General features: G+C 65.6%; 13 protein-coding genes. 8 read left to right on the top strand and 5 right to left on the bottom strand.

Going from position 1 to position 15,716, the window contains the following annotated elements:
• Positions 1 to 10 precede the first annotated feature (10 nt).
• On the bottom strand, positions 11 to 1,561 hold the full coding sequence (locus tag BJ6T_RS04885; protein ID WP_014491178.1) for an acyl-CoA synthetase: 1,551 nt from the start codon (positions 1,559 to 1,561) through the stop codon (positions 11 to 13).
• Between the two features lie 266 nt (positions 1,562 to 1,827).
• On the opposite strand from BJ6T_RS04885, the gene BJ6T_RS04890 reads away from it, so the two are divergent.
• From BJ6T_RS04890 to BJ6T_RS04925, 8 genes are all read left to right on the top strand, one after another.
• A complete protein-coding gene (locus BJ6T_RS04890; protein ID WP_014491179.1) occupies positions 1,828 to 2,964 on the top strand; it encodes an acyl-CoA dehydrogenase family protein in 1,137 nt (378 codons plus the stop codon).
• 113 nt (positions 2,965 to 3,077) lie between these two features.
• Positions 3,078 to 4,241 (top strand): acyl-CoA dehydrogenase family protein, encoded by a 1,164-nt coding sequence (locus BJ6T_RS04895; RefSeq protein WP_014491180.1) that lies wholly within the window; start codon positions 3,078 to 3,080, stop codon positions 4,239 to 4,241.
• Entirely contained in the window at positions 4,241 to 4,897 is a 657-nt protein-coding gene (locus BJ6T_RS04900; RefSeq protein ID WP_014491181.1) for a glutathione S-transferase family protein, read from the top strand. Before BJ6T_RS04895 ends, BJ6T_RS04900 begins: the two co-directional genes overlap by 1 nt.
• A gap of 173 nt (positions 4,898 to 5,070) precedes the next feature.
• The gene (locus BJ6T_RS04905) at positions 5,071 to 5,871 is read left to right on the top strand and encodes a helix-turn-helix domain-containing protein (RefSeq protein WP_014491182.1); all 801 of its coding nucleotides are present in this window, start codon (positions 5,071 to 5,073) and stop codon (positions 5,869 to 5,871) included.
• A 200-nt stretch (positions 5,872 to 6,071) separates the two neighbouring features.
• On the top strand, positions 6,072 to 6,938 hold the full coding sequence (locus BJ6T_RS04910; protein ID WP_014491183.1) for a beta-keto acid cleavage family enzyme: 867 nt from the start codon (positions 6,072 to 6,074) through the stop codon (positions 6,936 to 6,938).
• 113 nt (positions 6,939 to 7,051) lie between these two features.
• Positions 7,052 to 8,668, top strand: a complete 1,617-nt coding sequence (locus BJ6T_RS04915) for an acyl-CoA carboxylase subunit beta (protein WP_014491184.1) — start codon at positions 7,052 to 7,054, stop codon at positions 8,666 to 8,668.
• Complete coding sequence (locus BJ6T_RS04920; RefSeq protein WP_028169957.1) at positions 8,665 to 10,638, top strand: acetyl/propionyl/methylcrotonyl-CoA carboxylase subunit alpha; 1,974 nt, start codon at positions 8,665 to 8,667, stop codon at positions 10,636 to 10,638. Before BJ6T_RS04915 ends, BJ6T_RS04920 begins: the two co-directional genes overlap by 4 nt.
• Positions 10,639 to 10,887: 249 nt before the next feature.
• Positions 10,888 to 11,700 (top strand): hypothetical protein, encoded by an 813-nt coding sequence (locus BJ6T_RS04925; protein WP_014491186.1) that lies wholly within the window; start codon positions 10,888 to 10,890, stop codon positions 11,698 to 11,700.
• On the opposite strand, the gene BJ6T_RS04930 is transcribed toward BJ6T_RS04925, so the two are convergent.
• From BJ6T_RS04930 to BJ6T_RS04945, 4 genes are all read right to left on the bottom strand, one after another.
• Positions 11,672 to 12,658 carry an ABC transporter ATP-binding protein gene (locus tag BJ6T_RS04930; protein WP_014491187.1) on the bottom strand — a complete coding sequence of 329 codons (987 nt, stop codon included), beginning with the start codon at positions 12,656 to 12,658 and terminating at the stop codon, positions 11,672 to 11,674. The two genes, BJ6T_RS04925 and BJ6T_RS04930, sit on opposite strands and share 29 nt — an antisense overlap.
• Positions 12,655 to 13,662 carry an ABC transporter ATP-binding protein gene (locus tag BJ6T_RS04935; RefSeq protein ID WP_014491188.1) on the bottom strand — a complete coding sequence of 336 codons (1,008 nt, stop codon included), beginning with the start codon at positions 13,660 to 13,662 and terminating at the stop codon, positions 12,655 to 12,657. The genes BJ6T_RS04930 and BJ6T_RS04935 overlap by 4 nt, the downstream gene beginning before the upstream one ends.
• A complete protein-coding gene (locus BJ6T_RS04940) occupies positions 13,662 to 14,555 on the bottom strand; it encodes an ABC transporter permease (RefSeq protein WP_014491189.1) in 894 nt (297 codons plus the stop codon). Before BJ6T_RS04940 ends, BJ6T_RS04935 begins: the two co-directional genes overlap by 1 nt.
• A gap of 189 nt (positions 14,556 to 14,744) precedes the next feature.
• A complete protein-coding gene (locus BJ6T_RS04945) occupies positions 14,745 to 15,692 on the bottom strand; it encodes an ABC transporter permease (RefSeq protein WP_014491190.1) in 948 nt (315 codons plus the stop codon).
• Positions 15,693 to 15,716 lie beyond the last annotated feature (24 nt).

The raw sequence follows: 15,716 nt of genomic DNA on the forward strand, positions 1-15,716 counted from the left end.
GGCGCTTTGATCAGGCGTTGGCGACTTTCTTGTCGACTTCGGAGGCCACCGAGAATTCCTTCCGCAAGGTCGGCTTGTGGATCTTGCCGGTGGCGTTGCGCGGCAGCGCATCGACGAAGCGGACCTGTCGCGGGCATTTGAAGCGCGCGAGATTGGCCGCGCAATGGGCGAAGACATCCGCCTCGGTCAACCGCTGACCGGGCTTGGCCGCGACGATGGCGAGGCCCACCTCACCCCATTGCGGATCGGGAATGCCGATCACCGCGGCTTCCGCGATCGCGGTGAGCTGATGCAGGACGTTCTCGACCTCGGCCGGATAAACGTTCTCGCCGCCCGAGATGTACATGTCCTTCCAGCGGTCGACGATATAGTAGAAGCCTTCCTCGTCGACGCGCGTCGCATCGCCGGTGTGCAGCCAGCCGTCGGTGAAGGACGTCTTGTTCGCCTCCGGCCTGTTCCAGTAGCCCGGCGTGATGTTCGGGCCCTTGACCCAGAGCTCGCCGAGTTCGCCGACATCGGCATCGCTGCCGTCGGGGCGCACGATGCGGACTTCCGTGTGCAACACCGGCTTGCCGGCCGAACCTGCCTTGCGTGCCGCATCCTCACGATCCAGCACCAGCACGGCCGGCGAGGTCTCGGTCATGCCGTAGCCCTGCTGCAGCGCGACCCCGCGTGCCTCCCACACTTTGAGCAGCGGCACCGGCATCGGCGCGCCGCCGACACCGCAGACGATCAGTCGAGTAAGGTCGGTGGTCGTGAAGGCAGGATGCTGCGCCATGAACTGGTAGATCGCGGGCACGCCGAAAAAGACGTTGATGCCCTGCGCGGGATCGTTGATCAGGCCGAGCGCCGCGCCGGGATCGAAGGCGCGCATGATCATCACGGTGCCGCCGGCATGCAGCACCGGGTTGGTGTAGCAATTGAGCCCGCCGGTGTGGAACAGCGGCAGCACGGTCAGCAGCACCGAGGCCGGCCCGATGCAGGCGGGGCCGCCGAGATTGACGCAATTCCAGAAGGTCATGCCATGGGTGATGGTCGCGCCCTTCGGATGGCCCGTGGTGCCCGACGTGTACATGATGGTCGAGACGTCATCGAGCGTGACCTCCTCGGCGCGGGCGAGCGGCTTGGCGGCCGCGATCCCGGCCTCATAGGTGCCGCCGGGGCCCAGCAGCAGGCTGGTCGCGACGTTGCAGAGTTTTGCGACGCTCAGCGCGGTCTCGGCGAGATCGCCGTCGTGGATCATCACCTTCGGCGCGCAATCGCCGGTGATGAACTGGAGCTCGGGAACGGTGAGGCGGGTGTTCAGGGGGACGAAGATCGCACCTAACCGCCCGCAGGCGAACTGCACCTCCAGCGTGTCGGTCGTGTTCAGCGCCAGCACCGCGACGCGGTCGCCGCGCGACACCTTGAGCGCGTCACGGAGAAATCCGGCCAGGCGCGAGACGCGGTCGTCGAGCTGCGAATAGGTGAAGCGGCGCGCGCTCGCGAGGTCGATCACTGCGACCTTGTCAGGCGTGCGGCGGCCGTGATGGACGATCCAGTCGTAATAACGAACGGCCAAAAATCCCTCCCTCGGCGGTCTTGTGCCGCCTGTGTCCCTATTTGCCGGCACCATGCCCGGCGTGGCCCTGGGGCCAGCCGGAGTTTGTGTGCCACGTCTTTTTTTGACCCGGAGTTGGCCTGCGGGGGGCGAAAATCGTCTTGCGTTGAGTTGCTAGGCCTTAGGCTGCGTGGAGTGGTTCCTCCGGTCAGCCACTCTGCGCAAGTGAACGGCAGACGTTCCGGCCATGGTGGTCAACACGAATCCGCCAGCAGGGCGAGAGTACGATGAAGAGCCCGTTCTATACCGCCGAGCATGATGCCTTCCGCGAGGTGATGCGCCGCTTTGTCGAGAAGGAGATCACGCCCTTTGCCCATGAATGGGACGAGGCCGGCGAATTTCCCCGCATGCTCTATCGCAAGGCGGCCGAGATTGGCCTGTTGGGGCTCGGATTCCCCGAGGAATATGGTGGGATCGCCGCCGACCAGTTCATGAAGATCGTCGCGAGCCAGGAACTGGCGCGGGCGGGTGCCGGCGGCGTCAGTGCCAGCCTGATGAGCCACACCATCGGCTCGCCTCCGATTGCGCGGGCGGCGCGCCCCGAGCTGAAGGCGCGCGTGCTGCCGCAGGTGCTGTCGGGCGAGAAGATCTCCGCGTTGGCGATCACCGAGCCGGGCGGCGGCTCGGACGTCGCAAACCTCCGCACCAGGGCGCGGCGCGATGGCGATCACTACGTCGTGACCGGCGAGAAGACCTTCATCACCTCGGGGGTGCGTGCCGATTATCTGACCGTTGCGGTGCGTACAGGCGGCGAGGGCGCCGGCGGCGTCAGCCTGCTCCTGATCGAGGGCGACACGCCCGGCTTGTCCAGGACAAAACTGAAGAAGATGGGCTGGTGGGCCTCCGACACCGCGACGCTGCATTTCGACGAGTGCCGCGTGCCGGCCGAAAACCTGATCGGCGAGGAAGGCCAGGGCTTCAAGATCATCATGCGGAATTTCAACAGCGAGCGCATGGGCATGGCGGCCGGCTGCACCGCCTTCGCGCGGGTCTGCCTCGACGAGGCGATCGCCTATGCCAAGGAGCGCAAGACTTTTGGCAAGCCGCTCGCCCAGCACCAGGTCATCCGCCACAAGATCGTCGACATGGCGCAGAAGGTTTCGGCTTCGCAAGCGATGCTCGAAATGCTGGCCTGGCGGCTGGAGCAGGGCGAGAGCCCCGTCGCCGAAATCTGCATGATGAAGAACCAGGCGACGCAGACCATGGCGTTCTGCGCCTCGGAAGCCGTGCAGATCTTCGGCGGCGCCGGCTTCATGCGCGGCATCAAGGCCGAGCGCGTCTACCGCGAGGTCAAGGTCAACGCCATCGGCGGCGGCACCGAGGAGATCATGAAGGATCTGGCGAGCCGGCAGATGGGCTTGTGATGAGAGTCGTCCTGGGGCGCGCGGAGCGCGAACCCGGGACCTGGAGATGAGTTCTAACATATCGAGATTCCGGGTTCGACGCTTCGCGCCGTCCCGGAATGACAGGAAGCAAAATGCTATTCACCGCCGACCACGACGAGATCCGTCGTTCCCTGCAAAAATTCATCGCCAACGAGATCAACCCTCATGTCGATGAATGGGAGAAGGCCGACATCTTCCCGGCGCACGAGCTGTTCAAGAAGATGGGAAGCCTCGGTTTCCTCGGCTTGAACAAGCCAGCCGCGTTCGGTGGCTCCGGCCTCGATTATTCCTACGCCCTGATGATGGCGGAGGAGTTGGGCGCCATCACCTGCGGCGGCGTGCCGATGGCGATCGGCGTGCAGACCGACATGGCGACGCCGGCGCTGGCGCGATTCGGCTCGGACGAGGTGCGGCGCGAATTCCTCAGCCCCTCGATATCAGGCGATTACGTCGCCTGCATCGGCGTCTCCGAGCCCGGCGCCGGCTCCGACGTCGCCTCGATCAAAACCAATGCGCGCTCAGACGGCGACGACTACGTCATCAACGGCGGCAAGATGTGGATCACCAACGGCACCCAGGCCGACTGGATCTGCCTGCTCGCCAACACCGGCGATGGGCCGGTTCACCGCAACAAATCACTGATCTGCGTGCCCATGAAGAGCAAGGGCGTCACGGTGGCGCGAAAGCTCGACAAGATGGGCATGCGCTCCTCCGACACCGCGCAGATCTTCTTCGACAATGTCCGCGTGCCCAAGCGCAACCGCATCGGCGAGGAGGGCAAGGGCTTCACCTACCAGATGATCCAGTTCCAGGAGGAACGGCTCTGGGGCGCGGCGGCCTGCCTGAAGGCGCATGAATACATCATCAACGAGACCATCGAGTACACAGGCAACCGCAAGGCCTTTGGGAAGTCGATCCTCGACAACCAGGTCGTGCACTTCAAGCTCGCGGAGATGCAGACCGAAGTCGAGCTGTTGCGCGCGCTGATCTATCGCGCCGCCGAGCAGCTCGTGGCCGGCGAGGACGTGACCAGGCTTGCGACCATGGCCAAGCTGAAAGCCGGCCGGCTCGGTCGCGAGCTCACCGACGCCTGCTTGCAATATTGGGGCGGAATGGGCTTTACCAACGAGACGCCGGTCAGCCGTGCCTATCGCGACAGCCGGTTGACATCGATCGGCGGCGGCGCCGACGAGGTCATGCTGATGGTCCTGTGCAAGATGATGGGCACGCTGCCCGGCAGTAAAGGTATTTCCTGATGATCACGCTCTATCACTGCGACGCCGCGCGCTCGTTCCGTCCGCTCTGGATGCTGGAGGAGATGGCGCTGCCGTATGAGCTGAAGATGCTGCCGTTCCCGCCGCGCGTCTTCGCCAAGGAATATCTCGCGCTCAATCCGCTGGGCACGATTCCCTTCATGGTCGACGGCGAGACCAAGATGACGGAGTCCTCCGGCATCTGCCATTATCTCGGCATCAAGCACGGGCCGACGCCATTGATGGTCGGCCCCGAAGATCCCGCCTATGGCGCGTTCCTGAACTGGATGTATTTCAGCGATGCCACGCTGACCTTCCCGCAGACGCTGGTGCTCCGGTACACCCAGCTTGAGCCGGAGGAGCGCCGCAATCTGCAGGTCGCCACCGACTATGCAAAATGGTTCCTGGGGCGGCTGCGCGCCGTCGAGGCAGCGACGGCGAATGCCGAAACATTGTGCGCGGGCCGCTTCACCGCCGCTGACATTGTCATCGGCTACGCGCTCCGCCTCGCCAGCAACATCGGGCTCGCCAAGGATTTCGGGCCAAATGTCGCAGCCTATTGGGCGCGGTTGCAGCGGCGCGACGGCTTCAAGCGCGCGGTTGCTGCGGAGCAGAAGGCCGGTGCCGAGCAGAATGTTGCGCCGCGCGTGAGGGCGTAACCTGCGAGGATTGGGACTGCAGTCTCATGACGGTTCCGGATTGGCACATCGCCGTCCTGGAATGCCAAGGCTTTGCGCGTCATGACAGCGCTATCGCGCCGTGACAGCGCCCAAATTTCCGCTAAGGTGACCTCCGTCCGCAGCGGCCAAAGAGCCGCGCGAGGAGGATCCCAATGGAAGACAACGGTCGCGAATCCGACCATCTGATGCTGATCACGCCGGAGCGGGTATTCTATGCCGGCCTGCTCGGCCGTCCCCGCAAGCGCACTCCCGGTTGCTGCCACGTCTATGTCGCGGTGAAGGGCAGCCTGCATCTAACGATCGACGACGTTCTCGCCACCGGCGAGCTGTTCGTGACCCTGCCTAACCAGCGGCATTCCATCGCCAGCGACTATCGCACTGCAATCAGCGTGACGCTCGAGCCGGAAAGCATGCCGGACGGCGTGATCGAGGCCCTGGCCGAGCGGCTGACCGGACCCGACCGGGCCGTCTATGCCCGCAAGATCCTCGCCGCCTACGCCCTGCTGCGCCAGCGCCGCTATGGCGACATCACCACCGCCGAATTCGACGAGATGTGCTTTGGCGAGGCGTTGCCGCGTCGCGTGCTCGATCCGCGCGTGATGCGCGCCGTCGCCCGCATCGGCCGCTTCTCCGGCGAGCCGGTGACGGCGGATACGTGCGCCGCCGAAGCGGGCCTCTCGGCCTCGCGCTTCCTGCATCTGTTCAAGGAGGAGACCGGCATCTCGTTCCGCTCCTTCCGCGCCTGGAAGCGTGCGCGGCATTTGCTGCACTTCGCCAACCAGGACCTCAACCTAGCCCACCTCGCGCAGGACATCGGCTATCCCGACTCGACCCATTTCAGCCATTCGATCCGGCGCTTCTATGGATTGAAACCGCGTGCAATCTTCGTCGGTTCGCGCGACCTTGCGATCTACCGCAGCACCGAGACGGTGCGGCTGGCGGAGGCCAGCTAGGCGCGCTCTCGTAGGGTGGGCAAAGCGAAGCGTGCCCACCATCTTCGCCAGGCGTTGAGACGTGTGGCGGGCACGGCGCAAAGCCCCTTTGCCCACCACACGATAGCTCGTCTTTAGCTAGCTTCTCCGCGCAAGAAGCCGCATGCCGCTCATCACATGATCGCAAGCGTTGAATTCTCAACGTGCGAGATATTAGTGGCATGAGCGACAAGGCCGTCATCACCTGCGCGCTGAACGGCGTGCTCACCGACCCGAAGCAGCACAACGTGCCTGTGACGCCCGAGCAGATGGCACGCGAAGCCAAGGCTGCGTTCGATGCCGGCGCCAGCATCATGCACATCCATCTGCGCCAGCAGGCGCCGGACAAGGGACATCTGCCGTCCTGGGACGTGAGCGTCAGCAAGGAGATCCAGCAGGCCATCCGCGAGGCCTGCCCCGGCGTCATCATCAATCACACCTCGGGCGTCTCGGGGCCGAACTACAGCGGCGCGCTCGACTGCATCCGCGAGACCAGGCCCGAGATTGCGGCCTGCAACGCCGGCTCGCTGAACTATCTGAAGGTCAAGGCCGACAACACCTGGGCCTGGCCGCCGATGATGTTCGACAACGCGGTCGAGAAGGTGAAGGACTATCTCGACGTCATGAACGCGGTCGGAACCATCCCCGAGTTCGAATGTTTCGACGTCGGCATCGTCCGCTGCGTCGGCATGTACCACCAGGTCGGCATGTACCAAGGCCCGCTGGAATATAACTTCGTGATGGGCGTTGCCTCCGGCATGCCGTCCGATCCTGATCTCTTGCCGATCCTGATCAAGCTGAAGCGCCCCGAGGCGCATTTCCAGGTCACGGCGATCGGCCGCGAGGAGATATGGCCGCTGCATCAGCGCTGCGCCGAGCTCGGAGGCCATCTCCGCACCGGTCTGGAGGACGCCTTCTATCTTGCCGACGGCAAGAAGGTGACGTCGAACGGCCAGCTGATCGAGGCCATCGCCGCCTGCGCCCGCCGTGCGGGCCGCGAGATCGCAAGCCCCGCCGAGGCGCGGAAGATCTTTGGGACGAATCGGTAAGGTATCGCCTCAACCGTCATTGCGAGCGAAGCGAAGCAATCCAGGGTTTTCCGCGGTGACGGTCTGGATTGCTTCGTCGCTTCGCTCCTCGCAATGACGAGCAGGATAGAGTTATGTCCATTCTCGACAACACCATTTCCCCCGGCAGCACTGCCTATCACGCCAACCGCGACGGCATGCTCGCGCTGATCGAGCGCATGCGCGCGCTGGAAGAACGCACGCGTGCGGCGTCGGCGGCGGCAAAGGATCGCTTCCACAAGCGCGGCCAGCTGCTGCCGCGCGAACGCGTCGCGCTGGTGCTCGATCCCGGCGCGCCCTTCATCGAGCTGTCGACGCTTGCCGGCTACATGTTCGACGTGCCGGATGCGAACAAGAGCGTGCCCGGCGGCGGCGTCATCGCCGGCATCGGCTTCGTCTCCGGCGTCCGCTGCATGGTCAGCGCCAATGATGCCGGCATCGATGCCGGTGCGCTCCAGCCTTACGGCCTCGACAAGACGCTGCGGGTGCAGGAGCTCGCGCTCGAAAACAAGCTGCCTTACGTTCAGCTCGTCGAAAGCGCGGGGGCCAATCTGCTGCGCTACCGCGTCGAGGACTTTGTCCGCGGCGGCAACATCTTTCGCAATCTCGCGCGGCTTTCGGCGGCCGGGCTGCCGGTCGTCACCGTCACGCACGGCTCGTCGACCGCGGGCGGCGCCTACCAGACCGGCCTGTCCGATTACATCGTCATGGTGCGCGGCCGCACCCGCGCCTTCCTTGCCGGACCGCCGCTGCTGAAGGCCGCGACAGGCGAGATCGCGACCGAGGAAGAGCTCGGCGGTGCCGAGATGCACACGCAGGTCTCCGGCCTCGGCGATTACCTCGCGGAGGACGACCGCGATGCGCTGCGCATCGCGCGCGAGATCATGGCGGCGCTGGAATGGGAGCGGCCGGGCCGGGCGGTTTCACAGTTCAAACCGCCGCGCTACGACCAGGACGAGCTGCTCGGCATCATGCCGATGGACCACAAGCGCACCGTCGACATGAAGCAGGTGATCGCGCGCATCGTCGACGATTCCGACTTCACCGAGATGGCGCCCAATTACGGCCCCGCCACCGTCTGCGGTCACGCCCGCATCGAGGGCCAGGCGATCGGCATCATCACCAACAACGGCCCGCTCGATCCCGCCGGCGCCAACAAGGCGACGCATTTCATCCAAGCCTGCTGCCAGACCCGCACGCCGATCCTCTATCTCAACAACACCACCGGCTACATGGTCGGCAAGGCCTATGAAGAAGCCGGCATGATCAAGCATGGCTCGAAGATGATCCAGGCGGTCACGTCTGCGACGGTGCCGCAGATCACCATCTATTGCGGCGCCTCGTTCGGCGCCGGCAATTACGGCATGTGCGGGCGCGGCTTCCATCCGCGCTTCTGCTTCTCCTGGCCCAACGCCAAGACCGCCGTGATGGGCGGCGAGCAGGCTGCCGAAACCATGGCGATCGTGACCGAGGCCGCCGCCGCGCGTCGCGGCAAGCCGGTCGAGAAAGAGAAGCTGGACGCGATGAAGGCGCAGATCATCGGCGTGTTCGACGGCCAGATGGACGTGTTCTCGACCAGCGCGCGCGTGCTCGACGACGGCGTGATCGACCCGCGCGACACCCGCGCGGTGCTGTCCGAGGTGCTCGCGATCTGCCGCGAGGGCGATGCGCGCACGCCCCAGCGCATGCAATTCTCGGTGGCCCGCCCATGAGGAACGGATCAGTGCAACACCGGCCGTTCTTCAAGGTCTTGGTCGCCAACCGCGGCGAGATCGCACTGCGCGTGATGCGCAGCGCGCGGCAGCTCGGCCTCGGCGTCGTTGCGGTCTATTCGGATGCCGATCGCGATGCGCTCCATGTGCGACAGGCCGACCAGGCCGTGCGCATCGGCGAAGCCCTGCCGGCGCAATCCTATCTCAACATTCCCGCGATCATCGCCGCAGCCAAGGCGAGCGGCGCGGATGCCGTCCATCCCGGCTACGGCTTCCTCGCCGAGAACGAGGAGTTTGCGCAAGCGTGCAAGGATGCCGGCCTCGCCTTCATCGGCCCCTCGCCGCAGGCGATCGAGGCGATGGGCAACAAGGCCGGCGCCAAGGAGATCATGAAGAAGGCCGGCGTGCCCTGCGTGCCCGGCTATCAGGGAGCCGACCAAAGCGACGAGGTCATGCTCGCGGAAGCCAGGAAGATCGGTTTCCCCGTGATGATCAAGGCGGTCGCCGGCGGCGGCGGCCGCGGCATGCGGCTCGTCACCGATGCCGCATCCTTCCCCGATGCGCTGCGCAGCGCGCGGTCGGAGGCGAAGGCCTCGTTCGGAGATCCCACGGTCATCCTCGAACGCGCCATCCAGAATCCCCGACACATCGAGATCCAGGTGTTCGGCGACAGCCACGGCAACGCCATCCATCTCGGCGAGCGCGACTGCTCGGTGCAGCGGCGACACCAGAAGCTGATCGAGGAGGCGCCGTCGCCGGCGGTCACGCCGGAGTTGCGCGCGAAAATGGGCGAGGTCGCTGTCGCCGCGGTCAAGGCCTTGCGCTATGAGGGCGCCGGCACGCTGGAATTCCTGCTCGACGCCAGCGGTGAGTTCTACTTTATGGAGATGAACACGCGGCTCCAGGTCGAGCATCCCGTCACCGAGGCGATCACCGGGCTCGATCTCGTCGAGCTGCAGCTGCGTGTCGCGCGCGGCGAGCCATTGCCGGTGAAGCAGCAGGATATCCGATTCACGGGCCACGCGATCGAGGTGCGGCTGTGCTCGGAAGATGCCGCGCAGGATTTCATGCCGCAGTCCGGCCGCATGGCGCGCTGGCAGGTGCCTGACAGCATCCGCGTCGAGCACGCGCTGCAATCGGGCGCGGAGATCCCGCCGTTCTACGATTCCATGATCGCCAAGGTGATCAGCCATGGCGCGAATCGCGAGGAGGCGAGGGGGCGGCTGATCGTCGGCCTGGAGCAACTCACTGCGTTTGGCGTGACCACCAATCAGGCGTTTCTGATGTCCTGCCTGCGCCATCCCGGATTTGCCAGGGGCGAGGCGACGACAGCCTTCATCGGCGCACATCGCGACGAACTGTTGGCGCCGCCGGCGAATGCTGCATTCGATACGGCGCTGGCGGGCTTGCTGCTCTATGTCACCAATCCGCGCGCGCCGTCATGGCAAGGTGGCCGGAGCCTGGCGGCAACGTTCCCGCTGCCGGCGAAAGTCGAGATCGCCGGCCACACCCACGAGCTCGAAGTCACGCGTGAGCGCGATGGCGGCTACATCGTCGCCGCCGACGGCCGTCAGGACAAGTTCGAGATCGACCAGCTCGATCCCGACGCCATCCGCTTCCGCCACGACGGCGTGATGGACAGCGCGAAATTCCTGCGCGACGGCGACCGGCTCTACCTCCAGCATCGCGGCATGCCGCTTGCGGTCACCGATCTCACCCTCGCCGCGCCCAAGGCGCCCGCAACCAATGGCGGCGATGGCAAAGTCCGCGCCGCCATGAACGGCCGCGTCGTCGCCGTGCTGGTCAAGCCCGGCGACCGCGTCACCGCCGGTCAACCGGTGATGACCTTGGAAGCAATGAAGATGGAGCACGTCCACAAGGCCGGCATCGACGGCGTGGTCGCCGCGATCGACGTTGCGGAGGGCGAGCAGGTCACGACGGGCAGGATAGTCGCGGAGATCGGGACTTAGTCGGCGCGGCGAGCGCCGCACTCGTAGGGTGGGCAAGGGCGCGTAGCGCCGTGCCCGCCAACGTCCGGCGATTGCGAGGGCGGGCACGCTTCGCTTTGCCCACCCTGCGCCACTGCACTCGGGCGCCCCAATAAATCCAAATAATTCCAATATGATGCGACCTGCTTGATCTCGCTCATAATTATTATTGAACATTGTTCAGTTTTGGGCTACTAATATTGAGCGATGTCAAATCATGTGGAGGCCTGCGTGTTGCGCGCAAATCACCACGCCCGAGAGACCGATGCCTTGCTGCCGTCAGGGTCCCGCCGGCTCTCGTTCGCCGCGCCGCAAGTCCGCGAAAAATATCTGATTGGCGCGCTCTCCATCCTCACGCTGGTGGCGCTCCTCGCGCCCGCGCTGCCTGCCTCCGCGTGGCACACACCGCATTTCGTCGACACCCGCACGTGGCTGGGTCTGCACAACGCCGGCGATGTGCTGAGCAATCTCGCCTTCCTGGCAATGGGCGTCTGGGGCCTGGTGCGGCTGCGAGCCCGCAATGATGCGCTCGTGGGTGCACGCTTTCTCTTTGTGGGACTGATCCTCACCTGCATAGGATCGAGCATCTATCATCTCGACCCCGACACGCCGCAGCGGCTCGTCGCCGATCGTCTCGGCATGGCGGTGGCGTTCGCCGGCTTTCTGGGCATCGCGGCCGGCGAGCGCGTCAGCGTGCGTGCCGGTCAGGCGGTGGTGGCGCTGGTGACGGTTGCGGGCCTGCTCGCGGCCTGGGTGGCACGTGAAAACCTCACGCCATGGGTGGTCGTGCAGTTCGGTGGGATGGCACTCGCTGTGGGACTGGCGTTGACCCCGCCTCGGCCCGGCGCCCTTGGCGTGCCGTTCGGCGGCGTGATCTTCTTTTACGCGCTGGCCAAGCTTTTCGAACTGGGTGACGTGACCATATTTGAAGCGACAGGCCACATTGTCTCGGGCCACACGCTCAAGCATCTGGCCGCCGCGCTGGCGGCCTGGCCGGTGATCCGGGCGTTGGGCTCTACTGACCCTGCCCCGTCCCCTCGTTGAGCAGACACGCCACCTGATGCCTATCACCAGCGTCCACCAGCGCCGGCCGCTCCGTCTTGCACCGCTCCATCGCAAACCGGCAGCGGGTGTGAAACGCGCAGCCAGATGGCGGATTGACCGGGCTCGGCACGTCGCCGTCGACCAGCGGCGCGAGCTTCTTGGCAAACGGGTTTGCAACCGGCACTGACGCAAGCAGGGCCTGCGTGTAGGGATGGCGCGGATTGCGGAACAGCTCGTCCTTGTCGGCGATCTCGACGATGCGGCCGAGATACATCACGGCGACGCGGTGGCTGATATGGGCGACCACGGCGAGGTCGTGGGCGATGAAGAGATAGGAGAAGCCGTGCTGCTTTTGCAGGTCGATCAGGAGATTGATCACCTGCGCCTGGATCGAGACGTCGAGCGCGGAGACCGGCTCGTCGCAGACGATCAGGCGCGGCCCCAGCGCAAGCGCCCGCGCGATGCAGATGCGCTGGCGCTGGCCGCCGGAAAATTGGTGCGGGAAGTTGCGCATCTGATCGGGCCGCAGGCCGACCTGCTCGAACAGTTTTGCGGTACGCGCTTCCAGCTCCTTGCCGCTTGCGAGCCCATGCACGGCGAGCGGTTCACCGACGATGTCGCCGGCGGTCATGCGCGGATTGAGCGAAGCGAACGGGTCCTGGAACACGATCTGCATTGAGCGGCGATGCGGCCGCAGCGCGGTCTTGGAGAGACGGGTGATGTCCTCTCCATCAAGGCGGATCTGGCCTGAAGTCGGCTCGACCAGCCGCAGCACGCTGCGCGCCACCGTCGACTTGCCGCAGCCGGATTCGCCGACAAGGCCGAGCGTTTCGCCGGTATGAACCGAGAACGAGACGCCGTCGACCGCATGCACGGTGCCGACCTGCCGCCGCAACACGCCGGCGCGCACCGCATAGTGCTTCTTGAGATCGGTGACTTCGAGCAGCGCCTCGGTCATGCCACCTCCGCCACTTCGGCTGCGCGCCAGCACGCGGCGAGATGGCCGCCGCCCCAGTCCGCCAGCGGCGGATATTCGGCCTCGCAGCGCTTGATCGCGAGCTTGCAGCGTGGCGCGAAGGCGCAGCCTTTCGGCAACCGCACCAGCGACGGCACCGTGCCGGGAATCTCGTTCAGCCGAGCCTGCGCCGGCATGCCGGACGCCGGCACCGCCGGGATCGAGGCCATCAGCCCGCGCGTATAGGGATGCTTTGGCGCCGCGAACAGCGCCTCCACCGTTGCCTCCTCCACCTTCTTCCCCGCATACATCACGATCACCCGCTGCGCGGTCTGCGCGACGACGCCGAGATCATGCGTGATCAGCACGAGGCCGGTGCCGAGCTCCTTCTGAAGGTCGAGGATCAGCGCCAGGATCTGTGCCTGGATGGTGACGTCGAGCGCGGTGGTCGGCTCGTCCGCGATCAGCAGCGCCGGCCTGCAGGCCAGCGCCATCGCGATCATCGCGCGCTGGCGCATGCCGCCGGAGAGCTGATGCGGATATTCCCGCGCGCGCCGCGCCGGTTCGGGAATGCGTACCAGCCGCAGCATCTCGACCGCGATGTCGCGCGCTTCTCTGGCCGGCATCGCCCGGTGCAGCCGCACCGCCTCGACGATCTGGTCGCCGATCCGCATCACCGGATTGAGCGAGGTCATCGGCTCCTGGAAGATCATGGAGATGCGATTGCCCCTGACGGCGCGCATCTCGGCTTCATCCAGCGCCAGCAGCTCGGTGCCTTCGAGCGAGACCGACCCGCCGACGATGCGGCCGGGCGGATCGGGCACCAGCCGCATCAGGGACAGCGCGGTGACGCTCTTGCCGCAGCCGGATTCGCCGACGATCGCCAGCGTCTCGCCGCGCCTCACGGTGAAGGAGACATCGTCGACGGCTTTGAACAGGCCGGAATTGGTGAAGAACACCGTCTTCAGGTTCTTCACATCGAGCACGAGATCGGATTTGTCTGCCATCAGCCGCGCTGCCGGGGATCGAGGATGTCGCGCAGGGCGTCGCCGAACAGATTGGCGCCGAACACGGCGAGGCTGATCGCGATGCCCGGGAAGATCACCAGCCACGGCGCGGTGCGGACATATTCGGCCGCGGATTCCGAGAGCATGCGGCCCCACGACGGATAGGGCTCGGGAATGCCGAGGCCGAGGAAGGACAGGGAAGCCTCGGTGAGGATGGTCGAGCCGAGTTGCGCGGTCGCGAGCACGATCAGCGGCGCCAGCGTGTTCGGCAGCACGTGGCGCAGCGCGATCCTCACCTCGCTCATGCCGATCGACTTGGCGGCTTCGACAAAGGGCAGTTCGCGCAGCGCCAGCGTGTTGGCGCGAATGACGCGCGATACCGTCGGGATCAGCGGAATGGCGATGGCGATGATGACGTTCGGCAGGGACGGGCCGAGCGCGGCGGTCATGATCAACGCCAGGACCAGCAGTGGAAGCGCCTGAAGAATGTCGGAGATGCGCTGGAATACGAGATCGACCCAGCCGGAGAGATAGCCGGAGGTCAGCCCGACAATGACCCCGATGGTGCCGCCAAGTGCCGTCGAGCCGATACCGACGGCCAGCGAAATGCGCGCGCCGTGGATGATGCGGCTGAACACGTCGCGGCCGAAGGAATCCGTGCCCATCCAGTGCGTCGCGCTCGGCCGCGCCAGCGCACGGGCGGCGTCGATGGTCAGCGGATCGTAACGCGCGATGAAGTCGGCGAAGATCGCCGTTAGCACAAACAGCGTCATGATGATCAGCCCGGCCGCGCCCAGCACGTGGCGCTGCGCCAGGAATAGCACGCGCCGCCAGCCGCCGGTCGCATGCGCGCCGGCCCGCCTCAGTTCAACGTCATAGTCGATTGCGGCCATGGGGCTCTATCTTCCCCCTCTCCCCGCGCGCGGGGAGAGGGTTGGGGTGAGGGGGCTCTCCGCGGAGGAGGTGAGAGTTGGACGCGCGGAGACTCCCCCTCACCCGGATTGCTGCGCAATCCGACCTCTCCCCGCAAGCGGGGAGAGGTGAAGGAGAGTGCGCTCGCGGCGTGAACAAAAATCATGCGGCTAATCCGTGTACCGGATACGTGGGTCGAACACCGCGTAGAGCATGTCGACGATGAAGTTCGCGCTCACCACCACGACCGCAATCAGCATCACGAGGTTCTGCACGATCGGGTAGTCGCGCCAGCGGATCGCCTCGACCAGGAAGCGCGCGACGCCGGGGATGTTGAACACGGTCTCGGTGACGATCAGGCCGCCGATCAGGAACGCCGCCTCGATGCCGATCACGGTGATGACGGGCAGGATCGCGTTCTTGAGCGCGTGATGATAGTTCACCGCGGCATCGGACGCGCCCTTGGCGCGGGCGGTGCGGATATAGTCCTGCCGCAGCACCTCGAGCATCGAGGATCGCGTAATGCGCATGGTCAGCGCCGCGCTGCGGAAGCCGACGGCGGCCGCCGGCACGGCGTAGGTCGCGAACGCCTCGAGCCAGGTCTTCGGATTCGGATTGAAGATCGGCATCTGGTTGAACATCGCCACCGACGCGGTGAGGATCAGCAGGCCGAGCCAGAACGAAGGCAGCGACAAGCCGCTGAGGCTGACGACGCGCAACGCGTAATCGAGCCGCGTGCCCTGCTTCACCGCGCTGATGACACCGAGCGGGATGCCGATCGACGCCGAGAACAACAGCGCCAGGCCCGCGAGCCGCGCGGTGATCGGGATCCGCGGCAAAATCTCCTGAAGCGCGGGCTTCTCCGAAACATAGGAGTAGCCGAAATCGCCGCGCAGAAAGCCGCTGATCCAGTGCCAGTACTGCACGACCAGCGGCTGGTCGATGCCGAGCTCCTTCTCCAGATTGGCCTTGTCGGCGGGATCGACATAGCCGGCCGCGGCAAACAGGATGTCGACGATGTTGCCGGGCACGATGCGCAGCAGGAAGAAGATGACGACCGAGATCCCGAACAGGGTCACGAGCATCAGGAACAGGCGCCGCACCAGATAGGCAAACATGCATCGCCTCCTGTCGAAACCGTC

Source organism: Bradyrhizobium japonicum USDA 6 (assembly GCF_000284375.1).
In the GTDB taxonomy this organism is placed as follows: domain Bacteria; phylum Pseudomonadota; class Alphaproteobacteria; order Rhizobiales; family Xanthobacteraceae; genus Bradyrhizobium; species Bradyrhizobium japonicum.

Bases quoted from the DNA above. Each gene is read 5' to 3' on its own strand.
- BJ6T_RS04900 (WP_014491181.1), top strand. From the start codon at position 4,241: ATGATCACGCTCTATCACTGCGACGCCGCGCGCTCGTTCCGTCCGCTC.
- BJ6T_RS04890 (WP_014491179.1), top strand. From the start codon at position 1,828: ATGAAGAGCCCGTTCTATACCGCCGAGCATGATGCCTTCCGCGAGGTG.
- BJ6T_RS04920 (WP_028169957.1), top strand. From the start codon at position 8,665: ATGAGGAACGGATCAGTGCAACACCGGCCGTTCTTCAAGGTCTTGGTC.
- BJ6T_RS04940 (WP_014491189.1), bottom strand. From the start codon at position 14,555: ATGGCCGCAATCGACTATGACGTTGAACTGAGGCGGGCCGGCGCGCAT.
- BJ6T_RS04895 (WP_014491180.1), top strand. From the start codon at position 3,078: ATGCTATTCACCGCCGACCACGACGAGATCCGTCGTTCCCTGCAAAAA.
- BJ6T_RS04930 (WP_014491187.1), bottom strand. From the start codon at position 12,658: ATGACCGAGGCGCTGCTCGAAGTCACCGATCTCAAGAAGCACTATGCG.
- BJ6T_RS04905 (WP_014491182.1), top strand. From the start codon at position 5,071: ATGGAAGACAACGGTCGCGAATCCGACCATCTGATGCTGATCACGCCG.
- BJ6T_RS04935 (WP_014491188.1), bottom strand. From the start codon at position 13,662: ATGGCAGACAAATCCGATCTCGTGCTCGATGTGAAGAACCTGAAGACG.
- BJ6T_RS04945 (WP_014491190.1), bottom strand. From the start codon at position 15,692: ATGTTTGCCTATCTGGTGCGGCGCCTGTTCCTGATGCTCGTGACCCTG.
- BJ6T_RS04915 (WP_014491184.1), top strand. From the start codon at position 7,052: ATGTCCATTCTCGACAACACCATTTCCCCCGGCAGCACTGCCTATCAC.
- BJ6T_RS04910 (WP_014491183.1), top strand. From the start codon at position 6,072: ATGAGCGACAAGGCCGTCATCACCTGCGCGCTGAACGGCGTGCTCACC.